This is a genomic window from Micromonospora sp. CPCC 205539 (assembly GCF_036906815.1).
Lineage (GTDB): Bacteria > Actinomycetota > Actinomycetes > Mycobacteriales > Micromonosporaceae > Micromonospora.
Window position 1 is genome coordinate 1 of the sequence record NZ_JBAKHW010000007.1, and the last position, 22,883, is coordinate 22,883.

General features: G+C 72.6%; 25 protein-coding genes. 11 read left to right on the forward strand and 14 right to left on the reverse strand.

Annotated features, from left to right (window positions below):
* Positions 1 to 97 precede the first annotated feature (97 nt).
* From V6V47_RS08110 to V6V47_RS08120, 3 genes are all read right to left on the reverse strand, one after another.
* A complete protein-coding gene (locus V6V47_RS08110; RefSeq protein ID WP_334627452.1) occupies positions 98 to 1,273 on the reverse strand; it encodes a cysteine desulfurase family protein in 1,176 nt (391 codons plus the stop codon).
* Between the two features lie 103 nt (positions 1,274 to 1,376).
* On the reverse strand, positions 1,377 to 2,030 hold the full coding sequence (locus V6V47_RS08115; RefSeq protein ID WP_334627453.1) for a class F sortase: 654 nt from the start codon (positions 2,028 to 2,030) through the stop codon (positions 1,377 to 1,379).
* Entirely contained in the window at positions 2,027 to 2,857 is an 831-nt protein-coding gene (locus tag V6V47_RS08120) for a DUF4397 domain-containing protein (protein ID WP_334627454.1), read from the reverse strand. Before V6V47_RS08120 ends, V6V47_RS08115 begins: the two co-directional genes overlap by 4 nt.
* A 230-nt stretch (positions 2,858 to 3,087) precedes the next feature.
* On the opposite strand from V6V47_RS08120, the gene V6V47_RS08125 reads away from it, so the two are divergent.
* Together V6V47_RS08125 and V6V47_RS08130 are read left to right on the forward strand one after the other, a co-directional pair.
* Complete coding sequence (locus tag V6V47_RS08125) at positions 3,088 to 3,690, forward strand: RNA polymerase sigma factor (RefSeq protein WP_334627455.1); 603 nt, start codon at positions 3,088 to 3,090, stop codon at positions 3,688 to 3,690.
* On the forward strand, positions 3,644 to 4,462 hold the full coding sequence (locus V6V47_RS08130; RefSeq protein ID WP_334627456.1) for an anti-sigma factor: 819 nt from the start codon (positions 3,644 to 3,646) through the stop codon (positions 4,460 to 4,462). Before V6V47_RS08125 ends, V6V47_RS08130 begins: the two co-directional genes overlap by 47 nt.
* 105 nt (positions 4,463 to 4,567) lie before the next feature.
* On the opposite strand, the gene V6V47_RS08135 is transcribed toward V6V47_RS08130, so the two are convergent.
* The 4 genes from V6V47_RS08135 to V6V47_RS08150 form a co-directional block, all read right to left on the reverse strand.
* Entirely contained in the window at positions 4,568 to 5,527 is a 960-nt protein-coding gene (locus V6V47_RS08135) for an electron transfer flavoprotein subunit alpha/FixB family protein (protein ID WP_334627457.1), read from the reverse strand.
* A gap of 14 nt (positions 5,528 to 5,541) precedes the next feature.
* Entirely contained in the window at positions 5,542 to 6,321 is a 780-nt protein-coding gene (locus tag V6V47_RS08140) for an electron transfer flavoprotein subunit beta/FixA family protein (protein WP_334627458.1), read from the reverse strand.
* Between the two features lie 199 nt (positions 6,322 to 6,520).
* A complete protein-coding gene (locus tag V6V47_RS08145; RefSeq protein WP_334627459.1) occupies positions 6,521 to 6,934 on the reverse strand; it encodes a hypothetical protein in 414 nt (137 codons plus the stop codon).
* Complete coding sequence (locus tag V6V47_RS08150; RefSeq protein WP_334627460.1) at positions 6,931 to 7,728, reverse strand: GNAT family N-acetyltransferase; 798 nt, start codon at positions 7,726 to 7,728, stop codon at positions 6,931 to 6,933. The genes V6V47_RS08145 and V6V47_RS08150 overlap by 4 nt, the downstream gene beginning before the upstream one ends.
* Before the next feature lie 41 nt (positions 7,729 to 7,769).
* Between V6V47_RS08150 and V6V47_RS08155 the strand changes: the two genes are divergently transcribed.
* Genes V6V47_RS08155 through V6V47_RS08165 form a run of 3 tightly spaced genes read left to right on the forward strand, consistent with a single transcriptional unit; the run spans position 7,770 to position 8,943 of the window.
* The gene (locus tag V6V47_RS08155) at positions 7,770 to 8,162 is read left to right on the forward strand and encodes a YidH family protein (RefSeq protein ID WP_334627461.1); all 393 of its coding nucleotides are present in this window, start codon (positions 7,770 to 7,772) and stop codon (positions 8,160 to 8,162) included.
* A gap of 31 nt (positions 8,163 to 8,193) precedes the next feature.
* On the forward strand, positions 8,194 to 8,502 hold the full coding sequence (locus tag V6V47_RS08160; RefSeq protein ID WP_334627462.1) for a DUF202 domain-containing protein: 309 nt from the start codon (positions 8,194 to 8,196) through the stop codon (positions 8,500 to 8,502).
* A 27-nt stretch (positions 8,503 to 8,529) separates the two neighbouring features.
* Complete coding sequence (locus V6V47_RS08165; RefSeq protein ID WP_334627463.1) at positions 8,530 to 8,943, forward strand: PLD nuclease N-terminal domain-containing protein; 414 nt, start codon at positions 8,530 to 8,532, stop codon at positions 8,941 to 8,943.
* 39 nt (positions 8,944 to 8,982) lie between these two features.
* On the opposite strand, the gene V6V47_RS08170 is transcribed toward V6V47_RS08165, so the two are convergent.
* The 4 genes from V6V47_RS08170 to V6V47_RS08185 all read right to left on the reverse strand — a co-directional run bounded on the left by V6V47_RS08170 (position 8,983) and on the right by V6V47_RS08185 (position 13,440).
* Entirely contained in the window at positions 8,983 to 9,792 is an 810-nt protein-coding gene (locus V6V47_RS08170; RefSeq protein ID WP_334627464.1) for an ABC transporter permease, read from the reverse strand.
* Positions 9,789 to 10,760 carry an ATP-binding cassette domain-containing protein gene (locus tag V6V47_RS08175; RefSeq protein ID WP_334627465.1) on the reverse strand — a complete coding sequence of 324 codons (972 nt, stop codon included), beginning with the start codon at positions 10,758 to 10,760 and terminating at the stop codon, positions 9,789 to 9,791. Before V6V47_RS08175 ends, V6V47_RS08170 begins: the two co-directional genes overlap by 4 nt.
* A gap of 168 nt (positions 10,761 to 10,928) precedes the next feature.
* Positions 10,929 to 12,551 carry an acetolactate synthase gene (locus tag V6V47_RS08180; protein ID WP_334627466.1) on the reverse strand — a complete coding sequence of 541 codons (1,623 nt, stop codon included), beginning with the start codon at positions 12,549 to 12,551 and terminating at the stop codon, positions 10,929 to 10,931.
* 115 nt (positions 12,552 to 12,666) lie between these two features.
* Positions 12,667 to 13,440, reverse strand: coding sequence for an enoyl-CoA hydratase/isomerase family protein (locus V6V47_RS08185; protein WP_334627467.1), 774 nt, complete (start codon positions 13,438 to 13,440; stop codon positions 12,667 to 12,669).
* A 98-nt stretch (positions 13,441 to 13,538) separates the two neighbouring features.
* On the opposite strand from V6V47_RS08185, the gene V6V47_RS08190 reads away from it, so the two are divergent.
* Together V6V47_RS08190 and V6V47_RS08195 are read left to right on the forward strand one after the other, a co-directional pair.
* Entirely contained in the window at positions 13,539 to 14,018 is a 480-nt protein-coding gene (locus V6V47_RS08190) for a DUF6232 family protein (protein ID WP_334627468.1), read from the forward strand.
* A 56-nt stretch (positions 14,019 to 14,074) separates the two neighbouring features.
* The gene (locus tag V6V47_RS08195) at positions 14,075 to 14,557 is read left to right on the forward strand and encodes a DUF6232 family protein (protein WP_334627469.1); all 483 of its coding nucleotides are present in this window, start codon (positions 14,075 to 14,077) and stop codon (positions 14,555 to 14,557) included.
* A gap of 20 nt (positions 14,558 to 14,577) precedes the next feature.
* Here V6V47_RS08195 and V6V47_RS08200 read toward each other — a convergent pair whose 3' ends face one another.
* On the reverse strand, positions 14,578 to 16,113 hold the full coding sequence (locus V6V47_RS08200) for a dienelactone hydrolase family protein (RefSeq protein ID WP_334627470.1): 1,536 nt from the start codon (positions 16,111 to 16,113) through the stop codon (positions 14,578 to 14,580).
* Between the two features lie 100 nt (positions 16,114 to 16,213).
* On the opposite strand from V6V47_RS08200, the gene V6V47_RS08205 reads away from it, so the two are divergent.
* Positions 16,214 to 16,942: a hypothetical protein gene (locus V6V47_RS08205; RefSeq protein WP_334627471.1), complete on the forward strand. Its 729-nt coding sequence runs from the start codon at positions 16,214 to 16,216 to the stop codon at positions 16,940 to 16,942.
* Positions 16,943 to 16,949: 7 nt separating this feature from the next.
* On the opposite strand, the gene V6V47_RS08210 is transcribed toward V6V47_RS08205, so the two are convergent.
* Complete coding sequence (locus V6V47_RS08210; protein WP_334627472.1) at positions 16,950 to 17,792, reverse strand: ABC transporter ATP-binding protein; 843 nt, start codon at positions 17,790 to 17,792, stop codon at positions 16,950 to 16,952.
* A gap of 131 nt (positions 17,793 to 17,923) precedes the next feature.
* Here V6V47_RS08210 and V6V47_RS08215 point away from each other — a divergent pair, with 131 nt between their 5' ends.
* On the forward strand, positions 17,924 to 18,934 hold the full coding sequence (locus V6V47_RS08215) for an ABC transporter ATP-binding protein (protein WP_334627473.1): 1,011 nt from the start codon (positions 17,924 to 17,926) through the stop codon (positions 18,932 to 18,934).
* Positions 18,931 to 19,944: an ABC transporter permease gene (locus V6V47_RS08220; RefSeq protein ID WP_334627474.1), complete on the forward strand. Its 1,014-nt coding sequence runs from the start codon at positions 18,931 to 18,933 to the stop codon at positions 19,942 to 19,944. Before V6V47_RS08215 ends, V6V47_RS08220 begins: the two co-directional genes overlap by 4 nt.
* Positions 19,945 to 20,057: 113 nt before the next feature.
* Here the strand turns inward: V6V47_RS08220 and V6V47_RS08225 are convergent, their stop codons facing one another.
* Positions 20,058 to 21,233 (reverse strand): ROK family transcriptional regulator, encoded by a 1,176-nt coding sequence (locus tag V6V47_RS08225; RefSeq protein WP_334627475.1) that lies wholly within the window; start codon positions 21,231 to 21,233, stop codon positions 20,058 to 20,060.
* Positions 21,234 to 21,399: 166 nt separating this feature from the next.
* On the opposite strand from V6V47_RS08225, the gene V6V47_RS08230 reads away from it, so the two are divergent.
* Positions 21,400 to 22,854 (forward strand): glycoside hydrolase family 3 N-terminal domain-containing protein, encoded by a 1,455-nt coding sequence (locus V6V47_RS08230; RefSeq protein ID WP_334627476.1) that lies wholly within the window; start codon positions 21,400 to 21,402, stop codon positions 22,852 to 22,854.
* Positions 22,855 to 22,883 lie beyond the last annotated feature (29 nt).

The window sequence follows — 22,883 nt, forward strand, 5'->3', positions numbered from 1 at the left end:
GCGCTGCACTGCCGCGCGGCGCGGGAGCGCGGCGCGGCAGTGCAGCGCGGAGCCGCGGCGCGGGAGCGCGGCGCGGCAGTGCGGCGCGGCAGTGCGACTAGCGGGGGGTGCGGAGGGCTGCGGCTCGGCGGGCTCGCTCCACGGCGGCGGGGAGGGCCGCGACCACGGCGTCGATCTCGGCCTGGGTGCTGGTGTGGCCCAGGGAGAAGCGCAGCGAGGAACGGGCGCGGTCGTCGTCCGCGGCCATCGCGAGCAGGACGTGCGAGGGCTGGGCCACCCCGGCCGAGCAGGCGGAACCGGTCGAGCAGGCGATGCCCTGCGCGTCGAGCAGGAGCAGCAGGGCGTCACCCTCGCAGCCGGGGAAGGAGAAGTGCGCGTTGCCGGGCAGCCGGTCGACCGGGTCCCCGTTGTAGATCACCTCGGGCACCGCCTGGCGGACCCGCTCGATCAGGTTGTCGCGGAGGGCTGCCACCCGGGCCGCGTACTCCTGCTGGCCCTTGACCGCCGCCTCGACGGCGACCGCGAAGGCGACGATGCCGGCGGTGTCGAGGGTCCCGGAGCGAACGTCGCGTTCCTGGCCGCCGCCGTGCAGGAGCGGCGTAGCCGCCACGTCCCGGGCGAGCAGGAGGGCACCCACGCCGGTCGGACCGCCCAGCTTGTGACCGGTGACGGTCAGCGCGGACACGCCGCTGGCGGCGAAGTCCACCGGCACCTGGCCGACCGCTTGGATGGCGTCGGTGTGGAACGGCACACCGTACTCGGCGGCGGCGGCGGCCAGCTCGGCCACCGGCTGCACCGTGCCGACCTCGTTGTTCGCCCACATGGCGGTGACCACGGCGACCTGGTCGGCGTGTGCGGCCAACTCGGTGCGCAGGTCGGCCGGGTCGAGGCGGCCGGCGGCGTCCACCGGCAGCCAGCCGACCTCGGCACCCTCGTGCTGGGCCAGCCAGTCCACCGCGTCGAGCACCGCGTGGTGCTCCACCGCGCTGGAGACCACCCGCCGCCGGGCCGCCACGACGCTCCGGCGGGCCCAGAAGATGCCCTTGACGGCGAGGTTGTCGCTCTCCGTGCCACCACCGGTGAAGATCACCTCGGAGGGGCGGGCGCCCAGCACGGCGGCCACCCGCTCGCGCGACTCCTCGACCCGGCGGCGGGCACGGCGACCCGCCGCGTGCAGGGAGGACGCGTTGCCGACCTCGCGGGCGGTAGCGACGTACGCCTCCAGTGCCTCATCGAGCATCGGAGTGGTCGCCGCGTGATCCAGGTAAGCCATCACCGTTCAGCGTACGGCGGCCAGCGCGGCAACCGGATGCCGGAGGGGCGGTGCCGGGGTGGGAGGGGACTCATCCACCCCGGCACCACACCATCGGACCCGGTCAGGCCGGGACCGCGGTGACGACGATGTTGTCGCGGTACTTGCGCGCCTTGGCGTCGAACGGCCCGCCACAGGTGATCAGGGTCAGCCGCGGCTTGCCGTCCCGCGCGAAGTAGCGGTCCAACGGAATCCTGGTCTTGCGGTACTCCTCCCGGGCGACGACCCGGTACCGGCGGGTCTGCCCGTCACTGCCGGTCGCGGTCAGGGTGTCACCCTGGTTCAGCTCACCTAGCCGGAAGAACGCGCCCCTGCCCTGCCTGGCGCTGTCCACGTGACCGGCGACGACCACCGACCCGGCACGGGTCTCCAGGCCGGGGCCGTACCGGTACCAGCCGATCTCGTCGACGCTCGGCGGCACCTCGAACTCGTTGGTCCGCCCGTTGATGCCGACCGCGTTGACCGTGGCGGTGACGTCTATCTTCGGGATCACCAGTCGTACCGGCGGGATGATCTCCGGGTCGACCGGCAGCTCACCGGCGGTCACCGGGACCGACGGGGCACCGGCGGTGGCCGACGGGACGCTGGCCAACGTGTTCGCCTCCTCGGCGCCCACGGTCCCGGCGGGTTGGGCGCCGCACGCCACCAGGGTGGCGACGGTGAGCGCGGCAACGCCGGCGGCCATGGCCGCCAGCGCGCCGCGGTTGCGCACCGTCACTTGCGGCCGGTCCGCGCGGTGGCCAGCCGCACCCCGCCACCGAGCAGCAGGAGTACGCCGGCACCGGTGAGCACGTACCACCAGGTGTCCACGCCCGTGCCGGCCTGACCACCGTCACCGCTCGGCACGCCGCCCGGCGCGGAGTGCAGGCCGGTGATCGTCTGGGCCACCACGCCGAGGGTCTTGCCCTCGGCGGAGCCGATCGCGTAGACGATCGTCGCGGTGCCCTCCTTGAGGTTCAGGTCCTTCGGGCCGATGGCCACGGTGTCCGTACCGGCCAGCACCACGTCCGCCTTCACGGTGCCCGCGTCGACGTCGCCCTTGGCCTCGTTCGGGTTGGTCAGGCCCTTGAAGACCGGCGTGCCGCCGGCGCGTACGTCCACCGCCGGAGCTGCGGCGGTGTGCCGGACGATCAGCCGGGCCTTGCCGGCGTCGACCTTCGAGACGTCGTTCACGAACGGCGTGATCTTGGGTTGACCGGCGGCGTCGAGGTGCGCCGCGATGCTGATGTTCGCGCCGCCCGGCACCGCCGCGTTGTCGACCTTGAGGATCGCGCTGCCGATCGGCTCGCCCGGCTTGGTGAGCGCGATGTCGTAGTCGCCCTCCTCCAGGTTCAGCGGGCCGGCGACATCCCCGGGCTTGAAGTTCTCCAACGTCTTCTTGCCGTTGACGTAGACGTCGACCGGGGTGTCCGGAATGCCGTGCACGACGGAAACCTTCGACGTGGCGGCGTACGCGGGGCCGGCGGTGAAGGCGCCGACGCCGGCGAAGGCCAGCGCGGCGACCGCGCCGCCCGCGGCGACCCGACGGAAGTACGAGAGCTGCATGTCTGCCTCCTGGTAATTGGTGCTGATTCGTCAGGCCGGACTTGCAGAACGGGTTACGCCGGCTCTCCGGCGGGCGGATGCGTACCGAAGGCACTTTTCTTTTCCGGCCGCGACCGCATCCGGATCAGGGCCGGGAGACGAAGAGCTGGTGAGATGAGATCGATCGGGGAAGTGGGGCGGAGACTGTGGCAGCTACAGTCGGGCATGCCTCATCGAAGGCGAGTCGCCCGATGACGGCCCTACGACCGGAGTCGGATCCCCCGGTGGACGCGCTCGACCTCCGCTTCCGCGCGGGCGACGACGTGGCGCTCCGCGAGGCGTACGACCGGTACGGCCGGGCCGTGCTGCACCTGGCCACCTCGATGCTGGCCAACCGCAGCGACGCCGAGGACGTGACCCAGGCGACGTTCGTCGCCGCCTGGCTGGGGCGGGACACCTTCGACCCGGCCAAGGGGTCACTGATCGGCTGGCTGCTCGGCATCGGCCGACGCAAGGTGATCGACCGGATGCGCGCCTCGGCCCGGGAGACCCGGGTGGTGGAGACGGTCCGTCAGCTGCCCGAGCCGGCACGGACCGACCCCGACCCGGACCGCGTGGTGGACCGGCTGGTCATCGCCGACGAGCTGGCTCGTCTCCCGGACGACCAGCGACACATGCTGGAGTTGGCCTTCTACGACGACCTGACACACCAGCAGATAGCCACGGTGACCGGAGTGCCGTTGGGCACCGTGAAGAGCCACATCCGGCGCGGCATGGCGAGCTTGAAACGCAGATGGGAGGTGGACGGTGCAGCACCTGGACCACGACCGGCTGGTATTTCTGGCGCTCGGTGAGAGCGAGGCGGCCAACGGGGAGAGCACCCACCTCGACACCTGCGCGCACTGCCGCGCGGAGCTGGCGACGCTCCAGCGGGTGGCCGGGATCGGCACCGAGACGCAGGGCCTGTCTGACCTGCCCGAGCCGCCGGAGAGCATCTGGCAGGGGATCGCCGCCCAGGTCGCAGCGGCACAAGCTTCGCCGGCGCCGGCCGAGACCCGTCGGCCGCAGGTGCCGGGCCAGGTCGATGGCGCGACGGCCGACAGCGTGTCCGCGACGGCCGACAGCGTGTCTGGGCCGGCGGTCCGCCGGCTCGATCCGGCCCGCCGGTCCCGCCGGGGCCGTGGCTGGTCCCGCTGGGCGGCCACCGCGGTGATCGCGGCCGCCGCCGCGGTGATCGGTGTGGTGGGCACGATCGCCGTGTTACGACCGGGCGACCCGGCGCCCGCGCCGACGCAGGTGGTGGTGGCCAGCGCACCGCTGGCGGCCTACGGATCGACACCACCGGCAGCCAAGGGTGACGCCCGGATTTTCCAGGACGGCCAACTACATCTGCATGTGGCGAATCTCCCGCGCGTCCCTGGGTACTACGAGGTGTGGCTGATTGATCCGACGACGATGACGATGTTCTCGGTCGGCACCCTGGGTGGCGGCCCGGATGCCCTGCTACCTCTGCCACCGAACGTCGACCTGAAGAGCTACTCGGTGGTCGACGTCTCCGCGGAGCAGTACGACAACAACACCCGCCACTCCGGCGACAGCCTGCTGAGGGGCTCCCTGACGGGCTGATCGGCGGGCCGGCTCAGCTCCCCGGCCCACCGATCAGCCCTCACGAAGAGGCGTGGCCGCCCGACCAACGGGCGGCCACGCCTTCGTGCTGTGGTGCCAGCACCGTCACTTGCGCTTGCGGATCTCCTCCGCGGCCTGCGGCACGACCTTGAACAGGTCGCCCACCACGCCGAAGTCGGCCAGCTCGAAGATCGGCGACTCGCCGTCCTTGTTGACCGCGACGATGGTCTTCGAGGTCTGCATGCCGGCCCGGTGCTGGATGGCACCGGAGATGCCGAGCGCGACGTAGAGCTGCGGGGAGACCGTCTTGCCGGTCTGGCCCACCTGGAACTGGTGCGGGTAGAAGCCGGAGTCGACCGCGGCCCGGGACGCGCCGACCGCGCCGCCGAGCAGGTCGGCCAGCTCCTCGACCAGCTTGAAGTTGTCGGCGTTGCCGACGCCGCGACCGCCCGAGACGACCACGCCGGCCTCGGTCAGCTCGGGGCGGGAGCCCTTCTGCTCGGCGACCCGCTCGACGACCTTGGCCAGCTTGTCGGTGTCGGTGACCGACACGGTGAGCTGCTCGATCGCCGGGGTGGCCGCCGCCGGGGTCGGGGTGACCGAGTTGGGGCGGACGGTGACCAGCGGCAGACCCTTGGTGACCTTGGACTTGACGATGGTGGAGCCGGCGAAGGCGACCTGGGTCGCGGTGCCGTCGGCGTCCAGGCCGACCACGTCGGTCAGGATGCCGTTGTCCAGCTTGACGGCGAGCCGGGCGGCGATCTCCTTGCCCTCCTGGGCCGAGGCGAGCAGCACGGCGGCCGGCTGCACCCGCTGGACCAGCTCGGCCAGCACGGTGGCCTTGGGGGCCACCAGGTAGCCGTCGATCTCGTCACCCTCGGCGGCGTAGATCTTCTCCGCGCCGTACTCGCCCAGCTTGCCGCTCAGCGCCTCGGCCGCGCCGGCGCCGCCGAGCACGACCGCGCTGGGCGTGCCCAGCTCGCGGGCGAGGGTGAGCATCTCCAGGGTGACCTTCTTGACGCCGAATTCCTTGGTGGCTTCGACGACGACGAGAACCTCAGACATGTCCAGACCCGCTCTCACACGAACTTTTCGGTGGCGAGGAACTCGACCAGCTTGACGCCGCCCTCGCCCTCATCGGTGACCTTGGCGCCGCCGGAGCGCGCCGGGCGCTTGGTGTGCTCGACCACGGCGCTCGTGGCGCCGTCGAAGCCCACCTCGGTCGCCGCGACGCCGAGGTCGGCCAGAGAGTACGTCTGCACCGGCTTCTTCTTCGCGGCCATGATGCCCTTGAAGGAGGGGTAGCGCGGCTCGTTGATGGTGTCCCAGACGGAGACCACGGCCGGGGTGGCGGCGGTGACCACCTCGTAGCCCTCCTCGGTCTGCCGCTCGACGGTCAGCGTGGTGCCGTCGACGGTGAGCTTGCGGGCGCCGGTGAGCGCCGCGACGCCCAGCCGCTCGGCGATCATGTGCGGCATGACCTGGACCCGGCCGTCGGTGGACTCGGCGCCGCAGATCACCAGGTCGGCGTTCAGCTGGCCGAGCGCGGCGGCGAGCACCTTCGAGGTGGCCACCGCGCAGGAGCCGTGCAGGGCGTCGTCCACCACGTGGACGGCCTTGTCCGGGCCCATGGAGAGCGCCTTGCGGATCGATTCGGTCGCCCGGTCCGGACCCATGGTCAGGATGGTGACCTCGCCGCCGTGCGCCTCCTTGATCTTCAGCGCCTCCTCGATGGCGTACTCGTCCATCTCATTGATCACGTTGTTCGCCGAGCCGCGGTCGACGGTGTTGTCGTCATTGCGCAGGTTGCGGTCCGCGCCCGAATCGGGCACCTGCTTGACGAGTACGACGATGTTCATCGCGCTTCGACGACCCTCCTGTGTGGTGGTGCGATTCGCTCGCCCGGTCTGGGGCGCAGCCTCGCGCGTCTGTTGACGTCAGGTCAACCGCGGGATGCTGTGCAGTTGCCCACGGCGCAATGTTACCTGCCAGTAGGTTGCGGCTCCCGGGCACTCAGAGTGACACAGCTCACCACACGAGGCGACAGCGCCGGCCCGGTCAGACCGGGTCGACCAGCGCGTCCCGGATCCGCTCGATGACCGCCGCCTCCGCCGGCACGACCCCGGCGTGCGCCCGCGCCACCCGGTCCGCCGCCGACAGGACCACCGACCGGTACGCCGCCACGTCCGCCGGTGACTTCTCCCGCAGGATCCGCACCGCCCGGCACAGCGCCGGCAGCACCACCGACTCGATCTCCAACTGGGAGTCCCGCGGCAGCCGGGGCAGCGGTCCGGTGGTCAACGCCTCCTTGACCACCCCGCTGGCGTCGGCCAACGCGCCGGAGGCGGCGACGCTCTCCTTGAGCACCCCGAGCAGGCCCGGGTCGGCGTTGGAGACCAGGAAGACGGCACCGAAGACGCCCGTCTTGAGAGTCAGGCGCTCCTCGTCCGTCAACCGCTGCTCCATGATCACGGAGTGTAGACGTACGGGGTGGTGGTGGTGACCGGGACGAGACCGAGCCGCTGCAGGATCGGCCGGCTGTCCTCGGATGCGTCGACCTGCAGCAACGTGCGGCCGCGCTGATCGGCCAGCCGCGCCCGGTAGGTGACCAACGCCCGGTAGATGCCCTTGCGGCGCCACTGCGGGAGGGTCGAGCCGCCCCAGAGCGTGCCGAAGCCGGTGTTCGCCGGGAAGCGCACCCAACCGGCGCTCACGACCGTGTCGTCCGCCTCGGCCACCACGATGGTGATCGACTGCGGGTCGGCGTCGAGCTCCTTGGCCAGCCCCCACACGAGATGCGAGCGGTCCTCCTGCCAGACCTCCTCCTCCATGGCGGCGATCCGCTCCAGGTCGGCTCGGGAGGACACCTCACGCAGGCGTACCCCCTCGGGCGGGACCGGCAGCGCGGCGGCCAGCGCCGCGACCGGCCCGATCACGACGGTCTCCCGCTCCTCCGGCACGAAGCCGGCGGCGCGCAACCGGTCCGCCAGGTCGGCCGGCTCGTCGTGCTCGTTGAGCTTCCACTCCACCGACTGGCCGCGCTCGCGGAACAGCTCCACCTGACGCGCGATCAACTCGTCCAGCGCGTCGCCGGACAACCCGCCGAGGTCGCGGTAGGTCAGGAACCCGCCGGCGTCGAGCCCGGTGATCCGGACCAGCGGCCCGTCCCGTTCCACGGTCACCCCGGCGGGCACCGGGTCCGGGATCTCCGGGCGGAGCTGGTTGTCGTAGGCGGTGCGCAGCGTCAGCACGTCAAGATCGGTCACTGGCTCAGGCTAAGCCGGATGGGAAGCGGATAATCGGGGTCGTGTGGGAGGCGATCAGGCGGTGGTTCGACCCGCCGGAGCTGCGGTCGGTCGGCGAGGCTCCGGACTACCGGTTCTCCCTGGCCAACGAACGGACCTTCCTGGCCTGGCTGCGCACCGGCCTGGCCCTGGTCGGCGGCGGGCTGGCCGCCGCGCAGTTCCTGCCCGAGATGCCGCTGACCCACCTGCGGGAGGCGATCGCGATCGCGCTGCTGCTGCTCGGCGGCACCGTCGCGGTCCGCGCCGTGGACCACTGGGCGCGTACGGAACGGGCCATCCGACTCAACCAGGAGTTGCCGACCTCCCGCTTCCCGGCCGTCCTCGCCCTCTCCGTCGGCATCGGCGCGGTGCTGCTGGTGGTCGCGGTGCTGGTCCGGGCGGTCGGGCAGCGGTGACGACCGGGTCGCGCCGGCCGGGGCCCGGCGGGTGAGCGCCGAGGGTCGGGACCCGGGGCTGCAACCGGAGCGCACGCGGCTCGCCTGGCGGCGCACCGGGCTGACCCTGACCGTGGTGACCGCGCTGGCCGTCCGACTGGGATCGACCGGCGGCCCCACCGAGGTGCTCATCGCTGGCGTCACCGTCCTGCTCTGGGGTGCCGCGCTCGCGCTCTGCTGGCCCCGCGGCACCGGTACGGGGCCGGCGCCGATCGGCGGGCGGACGTTGCCCCTGGTCGCGCTGGCCACCGCCGGGCTCGCGCTGCTGGGTGCGCTGCTGGTGGTCCGCGGGCTGTGGTGACGCGACGGGGTGCGTCATGATGGGCGTATGGCCCGGCTGTACGTACTCCTCTTCCTGGTGCAGATCGTCCTCGCTGTCTGCGCGTTGATCAGCTGCCTCTCCGCCGAGGAGGGCCAGATCCGCGCCCTACCCCGGATCGCCTGGGTGCTGATCATCCTGTTCTTCCCGCTGGTCGGCTCGATCGCCTGGTTCGTCGCTGGCCGCGAGCCCGGCGTTGGCGGCCGCCCCACGACCCGGTCGACCGGCGGCGGCTCCGCCAACCGACGGCGCCGCCCGATCGCCCCGGACGACGACCCGGAGTTCCTCCGCTCCATGCAGGATCGCGCCAAGCAACAGGACCAGGAGCTCTTCCGCCGCTGGGAGGAAGACCTGCGCCGCCGCGAGGACGACCTGCGCCGCCGCGATGAGCCACCCCGCGAGGGTGATCGGCCCGAGGTGTGATCGGCAGCCCGACCGCGCCGACGGCCGGGCCGCCGCGGGTCACACCCGGCGCTTGAGCCCGCGCACTGCCAGCGGTGCGAAGATCACCGCGATGCCGAGGCCCCAGAGCAGCGTCTGGAGCACCGGGCCGGCCACCGGCCCGCCGACCAGGAGCCCGCGCAGCGCGTCGGCCACCACCGTCACCGGGTTGACCTCCACCCAGCTCTGCAACCAGCCCGGCATCCGGTCGGTGGGCACGAAGATGTTGCTCGTGAAGGTGAGCGGGAAGATCACCATGAAGCCGAAGATCTGCACCTTCTCCGGTTCGTTCACCAGCACCCCGACCAGCACCGAGATCCAGGACGCGGCCAGCGTGAACGCCAGCAGCAGGGCGAACGCCCCGACCACCCCGAGCAGTCCGTTGCCGACCCGGAAACCGAGGATCGCCCCGACGCCGAGCAGCAGCGCGATCGACCAGGCCTGCTTGACGGTGTCGGCGAGGATCCGGCCGGCCAGCGGCGCCCAGCGGGCGATCGGCAGCGCCCGGAGGCGGTCGAAGACGCCCTTGGTGAGGTCGTTGTTCAGCCCGAACCCGGTCGTCATGGTGGCGAAGAGAGCGTTCTGCACCATGATGCCCGGCAGCATGAAGGTGAGGTACTCGCCGGACGAGCCGGCGATGGCGGTGCCGAAGACGTAGGTGAACAGCAGCACGAACATCACCGGCTGGATGCTCAGGTCGAGCAGCTCCATCGGGTTGTGCTTGATCTGCACCAGGCTGCGCCAGGCCAGCGTGAAGGTGTGCCGCAGCCCGGCGGCCGGGCCGATCCGGCGGGCCGGGACCAGCGCGGGGCGGAGGGTGGCGGCGGTCATGCCGGGGTCCTTTCGAGGTCGGTGTCGGCCGGGGAATCCTCGGCCCGGTGGCCGGTGAGGGAGAGGAAGACCTCGTCCAGGCTGGCGCCGCGCAGCGCCAACTCCGCGACCGGGATCTCGGCGGCGTCGAGGCGGCTCACCACCGCGGGGAGCACACCGGGGTCGTTCACCGCGACGGTGACCGCGCTCTGGGCCACCTCGGGTGTCGCGCCGGACACCTCGCCGACAATGGCGACCACGGTGCCCAGGTCGGTGAGGTCGGCCGGCCGTACGGTCAGGGTCTGCCCGCCGGTCTTGGCCTTCAGCTCCTCCGGTGTGCCCTGAGCGATCACCCGACCGTGGTCGACGACCGCGATCTCACCGGCGAGCTGGTCGGCCTCCTCCAGGTATTGCGTGGTGAGCAGCACCGTCACCCCGTCGGAGACCAGGGTGCGGACGATGTCCCACAGGTCGTTGCGGCTGCGTGGGTCCAGACCGGTGGTCGGCTCGTCGAGGAAGAGCACCTGCGGCCTGCCGACCAGGCTGGCGGCGAGGTCCAGACGACGCCGCATGCCGCCGGAGAAGGTCTTGGCGGCCCGGTCGGCGGCGTCACTGAGCTGGAAGTCGGCGAGCAACTGGCGAGCCCGCAGCTTGGCGTCGGCCCGACTCATCCCGAGCAGCCGGCCGATCAGCAGCAGGTTCTCCGCGCCGGTCAGGGTCTCGTCGACCGAGGCGTACTGACCGGTCAGGCCGATGAGCTGGCGCACCTGGTGGGCGTCGCGAACGACGTCGAACCCGCCCACGCTCGCGTGCCCCTCGTCGGCGCGCAGCAGGGTGGCGAGCACCCGCACGGCGGTGGTCTTGCCCGCGCCGTTCGGCCCGAGCAGACCGAAGACCGTGCCGGTCGGCACCGCCAGATCAACTCCGGCGAGAGCCGTGGTGGCGCCGAAACGCCGCACCAGGCCCTCGGCGCGGATCGCGTAGTCCATCGCAACTCCTGTCGTCTTCACTGGTGACTTCACCATGGACGACAGGTCTGACAGCCCGCCGATCCCGGGCTGAGGTTACGACGACCGGCGCTGACATTCCGCTGATTTAGCTGCGGGAAGACGCCGCGCCGCCGCCCACCGGGGGGCGACGGCGGCGGCGGGTGCGACTCAGGCCAGGTTCGACGACCGGGGGTACGCGTCGGTCGGGTCGGTGAGCACGTTGACCAGGTACGGCACTCCGGCGTCGAACGCCCGCTGCAGTGCCGGCCCGAGGTCGGCGGCCTTGGCGACCGTCTCCCCCGCGCCGCCCAGTGCGCTGACCACATTGTCGTAGCGCAGCTCGGGCTGCAGGTCGGCGGCCACGTCGTAGCCGTACATGGCCTGCATGGGGTGCTTCTCCAGGCCCCAGATGCCGTTGTTGCCGACCACGATCACGACCGGCAGCTTCTGGCGGACCAGCGACTCGACGTCCATCAGGGAGAAGCCGGCCGCGCCGTCGCCCATCAGCACGCAGATCTGTCGGTCCGGGTGGCTGACCCGGGCGCCCATCGCGTAGCCCATGCCGGTGCCGAGGCAGCCGTACGGCCCCGGGTCGAGCCAGGTGCCGGGCTGGGCCGGCTCGAGGTACCGCCCGGCGTACGAGACGAAGTCGCCACCGTCGCCGATGGTGATGGCGTCGCGGGCCAGCACCCGGCGCAGCTCGCCGTAGATCCGGGCGGGCCGGATCGGGTCGGTCTCGGCGGTCATCTCCGCCGCGTCGCGGGCCTTGGCGGCGTCCTCGGCGGTACGCAGGTCGGCGATCCAGTCGGTGTGGTCGGCCCGGTCCCCCGCGTGGTCGGCCAGCGCGGAGAGGATCAGGCGCAGGTCACCGGCGGGAGCGGCGGCCGGCTGCACGTGCGAGGCCCGCTGGCTGGGCGCGTCGACGATGTGCACCACCTTCGCGTCGCCGAAGTCACCGAAGCTGAGCCGGAAGTCCAGCGGAGTGCCGACCACCACGACCACGTCGGCGCCGGAGAGCGCGGCCCGACGGGCCTTGGCGAAGGCGAGCGGGTGCTCCGGCGGGAGCGAGCCGCGCCCCATGCCGTTGGTGAAGACCGGCACCTGCAACGCCTCGGCTGCCTCGCGCAGCGCGGCCACCGCGTCGCTGGCGTACACGTCGGAGCCGGCGATGATGACCGGCCGCTGTGCCCCGGCGATCAACGTCGCGGCCCGGGAGACCTCGTCCGGGTCCGGCTCGATCGGATCGATGGGCGTCGTGTCGGGCAGGTCGGCGTCGGCGATCGAGAAGACGGTCTCCAGCGGGAAGTCGAGGAACACCGGCCCCCGGTGCGGCGTGAGCGCCGCGGTGAGCGCGGCGTCCACGGCGCGGGGAATGTCGTCGGTGCTGAACACCGTCTCGGCGTGCTTGGTGACCGGTGCCACCAACGGCAGGTGGTCCATCTCCTGGAGGCTGCCCGAGCCCCAACGGAACGCGGGGGCCCGGCCGCCGAGCACCAGCACCGGGGAGGCGTTGAAGAAGGCGCTGGTCATGCCGGAGATGCCGTTGGTGACGCCGGGACCGGCGGTGAGCACGGCGAGGCCGGGGCGGCGCTGCAACTTGGCCACCGCCTCGGCCGCGAAGACCGCGGACTGCTCGTGCCGAACGTCGTAGATCGGGAAGTCGTTCTTGTGCGCCGCGTCGTAGAGCGGAAAGACGTGACCACCGGAGAGGGTGAACATCTCGCGTACTCCGCGCGCCCGCAGCGCCGCGAGCGCCAACTCCCCGCCGTGACCTTCGATCCGCTCCGTCATCGCCGCTCCTCTTCCTCGCTGATGGCCGAAGTCACACGCTACTGGCCGGTAGGCAGAATGTGAACTGTTCTCGACTAACCGCCCCCGGGCGGCGTGAGCCGCCGACCACGGCCGGTCAGCGGCCGGTGAAGTCCGGCTTGCGCTTCTCGACGAAGGCGGTCATGCCCTCACGTCGGTCGTCGGTGGCGAACAGCGCCGCGAAGAGCTGACTCTCCCAGGCCAGGCCCGAGTTCAGGTCCATGTCCAGGCCGCCGTCGACCGCCAGCTTCGCCGCGCGCAGCGCCTGCACGGGCCCGGTCAGGTACGGCGTGACCAGCGTGACCGCCGCGTCGTAGACCTCGGCGGCCGGAACGACCCGGTCGGCCAGGCCGATCCGCAGCGCCTCCTGGGCATCCACCATCCGCCCGGACATGATCAGATCCTTGGCCCGGGCCGGGCCCACCAGTCGCGCCAGCCGCTGGGTGCCGCCCGCGCCGGGGATGATGCCCAGCTTGATCTCCGGCTGGCCGAGCTTGGCGTCCTCGGCCACCACTCGCCAGTCACAGGCCAGCGCCAGCTCACAGCCGCCGCCGAGGGCGTAGCCGGTGATCGCTGCGACCACCGGCTTGGGGATCCGGGCGATCGCGCCGAGGGCGCTGGACAGGTTGGCGGCCCGGTCAGCCATGTCCACGTAGGACATTTCGGCCATCTGCTTGATGTCCGCGCCGGCCGCGAAGACCTTCTCCCCGCCGTACACGATGACGGCGCGGACCTCGGGGTCGGCGGTGGCCGCCGAGGCGGCGGCGCGCAACTCCTCCTGCACCTGGGTGTTGAGCGCGTTCATCGGCGGCCGCTCCAAGCGGATGGTGCCGATGCCGTCCTTGGTCTCCAGCCGAACGAACTCGCCCACGCTGCCCTCACTTCCTCGTCGAAGTCGCGTGCCAACCTTACGACCCGGCTCGTTGGGGTAAGTAGTCTGGTGTGAGCCCGGCGGGTGGGAGTCCAGCGATGGTCACGTACTACGACGACAAGTCGGTGCAGGTCACCTCCGCCGCCATCTGGGTCGACGGTCGCAGCTTCGCACTGGCCGAGATCACCATGGTCTGGCATCGCCAGGGCAGCCGCTCCTGGCGGGTGCTGGTCGGGCGGGGCGCCATCGGCGCCGCACTGGCCGGCCCACTGGTCGCGGCCGTACTCGGCATCGCCCTGGCCGTCTGGCTGCACCGCTCACCCACCGTGACGATCGCGATCGTCGGCGCCTCGGTGCTTGTCGGGCTGGCCGTCGGGCCGGTCGCCGACTTCCTCTTCGAACACCTGGACCGGTCGTACGCCAAGGGCAGCCGGCAACTGGAGATCTGGGCGCGTTGGCGGGGCCAGCCGGTGCGACTGCTGTGCACCGGCGACGCGTTGCGCTTCGGTCAGATCTACCGGGCGGTGCAGCGCGCCGTCGAGCACAGCAACCCCGCCCGCCCCGCCGGCCGCCGCTAGCCCCACAGCGGCAGCGACGGCTCGGCGGGGTTGCCGCCGGGTGGTTAGGCTTAGTGATGACCCTCTATTACCGGGACGACGCGGTGCAGGTGACCTCCGAGTCGCTCCGGATGGGCGGTCAGGTGATCGCCCTCTCCGACGTGACGTTCGTCTGGCACGCGCGCGGGCCGAAAACACTCGCGGTGCACGGTCGGGTGCTCGGCCGTGGCGTTCTGATCCTGCTGCTCTCAATGCCGCCGCTGGTCGCGCTGGTCTGCGTGCTCTCGCTGGCCTGGGCCGCGCAGGACCGGGGCAACTGGAAGCTGGCGCTGACCATCCTCGCCGCGTGCGCGGTGGGGGCGCTGGCGTTGATGCCGTTCCTGGAGATCCCGCTCGGGTGGCTGGACCGCTCCTACGAGCGCGGCAGCCACGTGCACGAGTTGTGGGTGCAGCACCACGGCCGGGAGGAGTTGCTGCTCAGCACGCCGGACGCGTTACGGTTCGGCCAGATCTACCGGGCCGTGCAACGTGCCGTCGAACAGCAGGGGGACCACCGCTGACCAGGTCGCCTGGCCGCTGGTCAGCTCAACGGCAGGGTGGTGGCGATCGGCCAGCCCACCAGGACGGCACCCGCGAGGGCCGGCAGCCAGCGCGGGCCGGCGTACCGGCGCAGCACCGCCGCCCAGGCGGTCTGCCAGCCGAGCAGCACCGCGAACAGCGGCACCACCAGCAGCACGAACCCGGGCGCCACGCCGACCACCGCCGCCGCGGTCAGCACGGCCACGGTGACCGCGACGACCAACAGATGCCGCCCGGTCCGCCCGCCGGTGACCAGCTCGACGCTCAGCAGAAACAGCAGGCAGGCGGCCACCACCAGCGGGAGCAGCCACCAACGCGCACCGACCGGCACCGCCGAGGTCAGGCCCAGGTGGATGGGCAGTGCGACGGCGAGGACCGCGTACCCGGTCAGGCCCAGCGTCGCGACGACGGTCCGGGCCGGCGCGCGGTGGTCCACAGCCACGTCGGTCGCGCCGCGCAGGCCGGGCAGCCAGCGGTGGCTGGCAATCAACAGCACACTCGTGACCAGCAGGAATCCGGTGACATAGCCGCCGACCGCGAGCGGGATCCGGGTGGTCGGCAGCACCGCCGCGACGACCGCCCCGAAGCCGGCCGCGAGCACGGCCAGCCCGAGCAGAGACAGACCACCGATCGACGACCGGGTCTCGGGCGGAGCGGGCGGTTCGGTCGGCCGACGGCCGGGGGCCCGGGGTAGGAGCAGGCTCGCCAGGGGAACCACGCCGACGCCGAACGCGAGCAACAGGAGCGCCGCCCCGCCGAGCCGGGCGGTCGGGCGCGGCCGGGTCGTCCCGTCGCCGTCGGGCAGCCAGGCGGCGATCTCCTCGTGGGTACGCGGGGCGAAGAGCACCGAGATGTGTTCCACGCCGGGCACCACCACCGCCGACCGTCGACCCACCCCCGCGCCACGTCCGACGGCATCGTCGGCCGCCCGGCGGAAGCCCGGGAACTCTGCCCCGCCCACGATGAGCAGCAGCTCCGCCGGCCGCCCCGGGGGCAGCTCGCCGGCGTCGGGCAGCGAGATCGCCACGGTCCGGACGATCTCCGGGTGCTCGGCGGCGTACCGGGTGACCGCACCGGCACCCATCGAGTGTCCGACCAGGACGATCCCGTCCGCGTCGACGTCCGGCCGGGCGCGCAGGTAGCCGACGGCAGCGTCCAGGTCGGCGGCGAGCGCGGCGTGGGAGGTGCCCCCGGCCGCGCCGGTCAACCGGGCGGGGTTGGCGCCGTGCCCGGCGAAGTCGAACAGCAGCGCGACCGCGCCCTGTCGGGCGACGGTGTCGGCGATCGGACGCATCAGCCGCCCCGAGCCGGCGAAGCCGTGCGCGATCACCACCCCGGGCCGTCGGAGGCCGGGCGTCGGAGGGCCGGCGCGTACCTCGGTCATCGGCACCCCGTCGACGGTGACCTGCCGGGAGGTGAGGCCCGCGTCCGCCCGGACCAGCACCAACGTGCCGAGCGCAGCGGCGACCGCCGCCAGCAGGGCGAACAGAACGGCGGTACGGGTGCTCGGCGGGCGGTACGGCGAGGGGGCCGACATGCCGGCACCCTACCGCCGGGCGGCTCCTCCGAACGCTCACCCGACGGCGCTGGCCGGCACGCGCCGGGCGGTTGCGGCGCGGCCGACGCACACTGGTGGCATGGCGATTCCCCTCCCCCGGCCGACCGCGATGGTCGGCCTGACCCGAACCGCACTCGACCAGGCGCTCGGCTCGGCCGCCTCCTTCGCCGCCGTTCCCGCCCGCGCGTTCGCGGTGCTGGACGGGGTGGAGGCGCTGCTCGCCCGGATCAACGGCGTGGTGGACCGGATCGAGACGACCCTGGACCGGACCGACCAGGTGCTCACCGACGCCGAGACGGCGGTCCGCGAGGTGGCCGTGATCAGCGCCGCCGCGACCACCGCCATCGACACCGCCACCGAGGTGGCGACGGCCGCCGCCGTGGTGGTCCGGGAGGCCGACCAGGTTGCCCGAATCGCCGGCACGGTGGTCGCCGAAGCCGAGGCGGTGGCCGGCCGGGCCGCCACCACCGTGGGCACCGCGGCGGAGGCGGCGGGCACGGCGGCCGAGTTGCTGGCGGCGTACGAGCCGGCGCTGCGACGGGCCGCACCGATGGCGGGGCGGTTCGTGGAGCAGCTCAGCCACGAGGAGTTGACCGCGGCGATCCACCTGATCGACGAGCTGCCGAAGCTCAAGGAACACCTGACGGCCGACATCCTGCCGATCCTGGCCACCCTGGACCGGGTCGGGCCGGATCTGCACGACCTGCTGGACGTCACCCGTGACCTCAAGCTCGCCGTGGCGGGCATCCCCGGCCTGGGCATGCTGCGTCGGCGCGGCGAGAAGCTCAGCGAGGACGTCGCCGGCTGAGCCGCGCTCAGGCGGCGCGGGCGGTGTACCGCTCGCCGGACCGCTCGACCACCAGCGGCAGGCCGAAGGTCTTGGAGAGGTTGTCACCGGTCAGCGTGTCGGCGAGCAGGCCCTGCGCGACGACACCACCCTCACGCAGCAGCAGCGCGTGGGTGAACCCCGGCGGGATCTCCTCCACGTGGTGCGTGACCAGCACCAGGGCCGGGGCGTCCGGGTCGTACGCCAGCTCGGCCAGCCGGGCGACCAGGTCTTCCCGCCCACCCAGGTCGAGGCCGGCGGCCGGCTCGTCGAGCAGCAGCAGTTCCGGGTCGGTCATCAGCGCGCGGGCGATCTGCACCCGCTTGCGCTCACCCTCGGAGAGGGTGCCGTAGCGGCGCTCGGCGAGCCCCCCGATGCCGAGCTGGCTGAGCAGCGCCCGCGCCCGGGCCTCGTCGCCACGCTCGTAGCTCTCCCGGAAGCGCCCGACCACCGACCAGGCGGCGGTCACCACCACGTCGCTGACCTGCTCGTCGGCGGGTAGCCGCTCGGCGAGCGCGGCGGTGGAGAGCCCGATCCGGGTACGCAGCTCGTTGACGTCGGTACGGCCGATCCGCTCGCCGAGCACGTGGGCAACACCGGTGGTGGGGTGCAGCCGCCCGGCGGCGAGATTGAGCAGCGTGGTCTTGCCGGCGCCGTTGGAGCCGAGCACCACCCAGCGCTCGTCCAGCTCGACCCGCCAGGTCAGATCCTGCAGCAGCGCGGTGCCGGACCGGCGTACGCCGACGCCGTCCAGGCTGACCACCAGATCCGGGTCCACGGGCGAGGCGGCGGATGCGGCGCCGACGGCACCGGGGGTCAGGTCACCAGTCACCGGACCATCCAACCACGCAGCGCCGCGCCGCCCCCCACGGGCGGCGCTCCGGCCATAGGGTGAAGCGCCGTGTCGTTGATCACCCCACCCGGAGGACGCCTCATGCCCACTCGAGGTACGGATCCGCGCGGATGAGCGCGGTCATCGAGATCGAGGGTCTGTCCAAGACCTTCCAGAGCTTCCGGCGTGGTCGACGGGTGGCGGTCGACGAGTTCGACCTGCTGGTCGAGGCCGGCCAGATCCACGGCTTCCTGGGCCCCAACGGCTCCGGCAAGACCACCACCCTGCGTGCCCTGCTCGGCCTGGTCCAGGCCGACAGCGGGCGGATGACCGTGCTCGGCGAGCCGTCGCCGCAGTTGCTGCCCCGGGTGGCCGGCCGGGTGGGCGCCATCGTGGAGAGCCCGCAGTTCTTCGGCAACTTCACCGGCCACCGCACGCTGCGGCTGCTGGCCCGGGCCGGCGGGGTGCCGGTCGCGCGGGTGGACGAGGTGCTGGAGCAGGTGGGCCTGCGGGACCGTGGCGACGAGCGGGTGAAGGGCTACTCGCTCGGCATGAAGCAGCGCCTCGCGGTGGCGTCCGCGCTGCTGAAGGACCCGCAACTGCTCATCCTGGACGAGCCGGCGAACGGGCTGGACCCGGCGGGCATCCGCGAGATGCGGGATCTGATGCGGTCGCTGTCGGCGGCCGGCGTGACCGTGCTCGTGTCCAGTCACATCCTGGGCGAGATCCAGCTGATCTGCGACCACGTCACGATCATCTCGCGGGGGCGGCGGGTGGCGTCCGGCCGGGTCGAGGAGGTGCTGGCCGGCCATGACCGGCACGAGTTCCTGGTGCGGGTGGCCGAGCCGGAGCGCGCCGCCGAGTTGCTGGGCGCCGCCGAGCTGACGGCGACCGTGGACGGCGATTCACTGGTGGTGGGCGGAGCGACCGATCCGACCGTGATCAGCCGGTTGCTCGGTGAGCAGGGGTTGTGGGTCAGTGAGCTGACCCCGCTCCGACCGGATCTGGAGAGCGTCTTCCTGGAGCTGACCGGTTCCGGCGGGCACCTCTCGGTGCCCCGACAGGTCGACGGTTCGGGCCGGCCTCCGGGCGATCCGAGCAACGCTTCGATCGATCTCGACGTGCGGGGAGTGGACGCGTGAACCTGGTCCGTGCCGAGCTGGAGCGGCTGTCGGCACGCCGCTTCGTGCAGCTCATGGTCATCCTGTTGGTGTTGGCGTTCGGTGTCACCGCGGCGACCACCTTGGCGGGCACCCACCGGCCGAGCGCGGACGAGCTCGTCGACGCGCGGAACCAGGCCGCCGAAGCGCGGCAGAGCATGGAGGCCAGCTTCCAGGAGTGCCAGGCCCGGCAGACCGCTGAGTTCCCGTCGCTCGACGCGGAGAAGTCGTACCCCACCGACTGCTCGCAGATCGACCCCACCCGGCAGGAACGGCTGCCGATCGCCGCCGACTTCCTCCCCGGCGTGTTCAGCTTCGCCCAGCAGGCCCGCCCGCTGCTCTACTTCCTCATCGCGTTCCTGGTGTTGTTCGGGTTCCTGGTCGGCGCCTCGTACATCGGAGCGGACCTGAACTCCGGCGGCGTGGTCAATCTGCTGCTCTGGCGACCGCGCCGGCTGACCGTGCTCGGCACCAAGCTCGGCACCCTGCTCGGCACGGTGTTGGCGCTGGCGCTGGCAGCCTCACTGGTCTACCTCGTCACGTTCTGGGTGATCGGGCAGACCGCCGGGCTGTCCGGCCAACCGGGTGGCGAATTCTGGGGCGACCTCGCCGCGGTGCACGGACGCGGCATGGTGTTGGTGCTGCTGGCCAGTGCGGCGGGCTTCGCCATCGCCACGCTGGGCCGGCACACCTCGGCAGCGCTGGGCGCGATCGCCGCGTACGCGGTGCTCTGGGAGTTGGGTGCCCGGCTGGTGATGGAGATCGTCGACGCCCGACGCCCGGACCTGTTCATGCTCTCCAGCTATGTCGGGGGATGGCTCAGCGGTGAGGCGCGGTTCTATGACAGCCGACTCTGCCGGGGCAACTACGACGGCGGCTGCGAGGGTTTCTACACGCTGACCTGGACGCCGTCGCTGGCGGTGCTGCTCTTCGTCACCGGCGCGTTGACCGCGGCGGCGTTCGCCGTCTTCCGTCGCCGCGACCTGATCTGAGCTGCCGTCCGGGTCGCCCGTCTGGTGCGGGCGGCCCGGCGGCACAGAGGGCAAGACCTTGCAGCACGCCGACTGTCGGTGAAATATTCCTTCACATGACCGCCCCAGCGGGCTCAGCCGACGGTGGAGCCGAACACCTCGTCCCGTACGGCGTTCAGCGCGGTCCGCAGCGCGCCGTGCAGGATCGGCTCCTCGGTCAGCCCGGTCGGCAAAACCCGGGGCCGGACCAGGGTGATCGCCGCGACCTCGTCCTGCACCCGGTCGGCGAGCGCGGCGCCACCGGCCTGGCCGACCTCGCCGGCGAGCACCACGAGCGGCGGGTCGAGCACGACACAGGTGCTGGCGACCCCGAGCGCGAGCCGGCGGGCCAGCTCGTCGAGCATCGGGCCGCCCGCACCGCCGTCCGCCACAGCGGCACGGACCGCGTCGGCGGCGTCCGCGTCCGGGTAGCCGTGTTCGCGGGCCACCGCGCGCACCGAGTCCGCGCCGATCAGCTGCTGGAATGCCGGCTTGGCGCGACGGGAGACGTCGCGCGGGATGGGCGCCCCGGGCACCGGCAGGTAGCCGATCTCGCCCGCCGCGCCGCTGCTGCCGTGGTGCAGCCGCCCACCCAGCATGATCGCCAGGCCGACGCCGGCACCCACCCAGACCAGGACGAAGTCGGACAGCCCCTGCGCGGCGCCGGACTGCGCCTCGGCAACCGCGGCCAGGTTGACGTCGTTCTCGAAGACCACCGGGGTGTGCAGGTCGTCCCGCAGGGCGGCGAGCAGACCGCTGTGCCAGCGCGGCAGGTTGAACGCGAAGGTGATGTCGCCGGTGCCCGGGTCCACCAGGCCCGGCGTGCCGAGCACGATCCGCCGTACGCTGCTCAGCTGCGCCTGGGCGCTGCTCGCGGCCCGCACCACGGCGTTGTGCACCACACCCACCGGGTCGTCGGTGTCCCGGGTGGACTGCTCCACCCGACCGATCACCGCACCGGTGATGTCAGCGCAGGCGGCGACCACGCGGTCCGGGCCGACGTCCACTCCGACCACGTGCGCGCTGCTCGGACGGACGGCGTAGAGCTGGGCGTTCGGCCCCCGCCCGCCGGCCTGCTCGCCGACCCGGCTGACGAGGCCGCGCTCCTCCAGCCGTTCGACCAGCTGCGAGGCCGTGACCTTGGACAGCCCGGTCAGCTCGCCGAGCCGGGCGCGAGTCAACGGCCCCCGCTCGAGGAGCAGTTCCAGCGCCGCACGGTCGTTGAGCGCCCGCAACAGGCGGGGGGTGCCGGGCAGCCGGATCGCACTCATGCCACGTCCTCTAGTTTTAGAAAACTTTGCTAACTGTAACTGACCTGCGAACGGGTAGCCGTAGCGTATCGGCCACCCGCAGTCAGAGCGCTCGGCCAACCCGGCAGGGCGATGACCACCGCCGGTACGACTTTCGTGGCCAGCGGGCATCAGAGGGGAAGATCACGTGGGGCTGGATCCAGGACTGCGCCGACTCGCGCTGGGCACGCTGCTCGCCGCGTACCAGGGACCGGTCCCGCCGGGGTGGGCGGTCGACCTGGTGGCCGAGGGGCTGGCCGGGCACACCCTGTTCGGCACCAACGTGCACGACCCGGCCCAGTTGGCGGCCAGCACCGCCGCACTGCGTACGGGCCGTGCGGACGTGCTGATCGCCATCGACGAGGAGGGTGGCGACGTCACCAGGCTGGCGCACGCCACCGGCAGCCCGTACCCCGGCAATGCCGCCCTCGGCGCGATCGACGACGTGGCGCTCACCCGGCGGGTCTACCAGGCGATCGGCGCCGAGCTCGCCGATGTCGGCATCACCGTCAACCTCGCACCGACGGTCGACGTGAACTCCGCCGACGACAACCCCGTGATCGGCACCCGGTCGTTCGGCGCGGACCCGGTGCGGGTGGCCGCCCACTCGGCCGCCGCCGTGACCGGCCTCCAGGCCGCCGGCGTCGCGGCCTGCGCCAAGCACTTCCCCGGCCACGGCGCGACGGTCACCGACTCCCACCACGAGCTGCCCACCGTGGACGTCCCGCTGGACCTGCTGCGCCAGCGCGATCTGCCGCCGTTCGCCGCGGTCGTCGCGGCCGGAGCACGCGCCGTGATGACCGCGCACATCCGGGTGCCGACGCTGACCGGCACCGGCCCGGCCACCTTCAGCCGGGCCGTCTTGGTCGACCTGCTCCGCACCGAGTACGGCTTCACCGGCACCGTCATCACCGACGCGCTGGAGATGAAGGGTGCGGCGGTGGCGGCCGGCGGCGTCGGACCGGCCGCGGTGCGGGCCCTGGCGGCCGGCGCCGACCTGCTCTGCATCGGCGCCAAGGTCGACGCCGAGCTGGTCGAGCGGGTGGCCGCCGAGATCGTCGGCGCGCTCTCCGACGGGCGGTTGGCCATGTCGCGGGTCGAGGAGGCGGCCGGCCGGACCGCCGCGCTCGCGGCCTGGACCCGGACCGCCGGCGGGTCGCCGGCCGCCGACGACACCGACCTGGGGTACGCGGCGGCGCGGCAGGCGGTCCGGGTGGACGGGGTGCTCAGCGGCCTGGACCGACCACTGGTGGTGCAGCTGCACACCGAGTCGACGATCGCCGAGGGGCGGGTGCCGTGGGGCCTCGGCCCGCACCTGACCGGTGTGCCGGAGATCAAGGTGATCGCCACCGAGACCGATCCGGCGACGTTGCGTCAGATGGCCGACGGCCGTCCGATCGTGCTGGTCGGGCGGCACCTGCACCGGCTGCCCGGTGGTCCGGAGCTGATCGTCGGGCTGGCCGCGGAGCACCCGGTGACCGTCGTCGAGATGGGCTGGCCGGCGCAGTGGCGGCCGGCCGGCGTACGGGCCTTCGTCACCACGTACGGCGCGAGCCACGCCAACGGTCGGGCTGCGGCCGAGGCGCTCGGTCTGACCGACTGACCGGGGGCGGAAGCCCGCCCACCACTCGC

Coding starts and splice junctions, on each gene's coding strand:
- V6V47_RS08120 (WP_334627454.1), bottom strand. CDS start 2,857: ATGCAGCTCTCGTACTTCCGTCGGGTCGCCGCGGGCGGCGCGGTCGCC.
- V6V47_RS08225 (WP_334627475.1), bottom strand. CDS start 21,233: ATGAGTGCGATCCGGCTGCCCGGCACCCCCCGCCTGTTGCGGGCGCTC.
- V6V47_RS08140 (WP_334627458.1), bottom strand. CDS start 6,321: ATGAACATCGTCGTACTCGTCAAGCAGGTGCCCGATTCGGGCGCGGAC.
- V6V47_RS08205 (WP_334627471.1), top strand. CDS start 16,214: ATGGCGATTCCCCTCCCCCGGCCGACCGCGATGGTCGGCCTGACCCGA.
- V6V47_RS08195 (WP_334627469.1), top strand. CDS start 14,075: ATGACCCTCTATTACCGGGACGACGCGGTGCAGGTGACCTCCGAGTCG.
- V6V47_RS08135 (WP_334627457.1), bottom strand. CDS start 5,527: ATGTCTGAGGTTCTCGTCGTCGTCGAAGCCACCAAGGAATTCGGCGTC.
- V6V47_RS08200 (WP_334627470.1), bottom strand. CDS start 16,113: ATGTCGGCCCCCTCGCCGTACCGCCCGCCGAGCACCCGTACCGCCGTT.
- V6V47_RS08170 (WP_334627464.1), bottom strand. CDS start 9,792: ATGACCGCCGCCACCCTCCGCCCCGCGCTGGTCCCGGCCCGCCGGATC.
- V6V47_RS08125 (WP_334627455.1), top strand. CDS start 3,088: ATGACGGCCCTACGACCGGAGTCGGATCCCCCGGTGGACGCGCTCGAC.
- V6V47_RS08175 (WP_334627465.1), bottom strand. CDS start 10,760: ATGGACTACGCGATCCGCGCCGAGGGCCTGGTGCGGCGTTTCGGCGCC.
- V6V47_RS08180 (WP_334627466.1), bottom strand. CDS start 12,551: ATGACGGAGCGGATCGAAGGTCACGGCGGGGAGTTGGCGCTCGCGGCG.
- V6V47_RS08215 (WP_334627473.1), top strand. CDS start 17,924: ATGAGCGCGGTCATCGAGATCGAGGGTCTGTCCAAGACCTTCCAGAGC.
- V6V47_RS08165 (WP_334627463.1), top strand. CDS start 8,530: ATGGCCCGGCTGTACGTACTCCTCTTCCTGGTGCAGATCGTCCTCGCT.
- V6V47_RS08190 (WP_334627468.1), top strand. CDS start 13,539: ATGGTCACGTACTACGACGACAAGTCGGTGCAGGTCACCTCCGCCGCC.
- V6V47_RS08110 (WP_334627452.1), bottom strand. CDS start 1,273: ATGGCTTACCTGGATCACGCGGCGACCACTCCGATGCTCGATGAGGCA.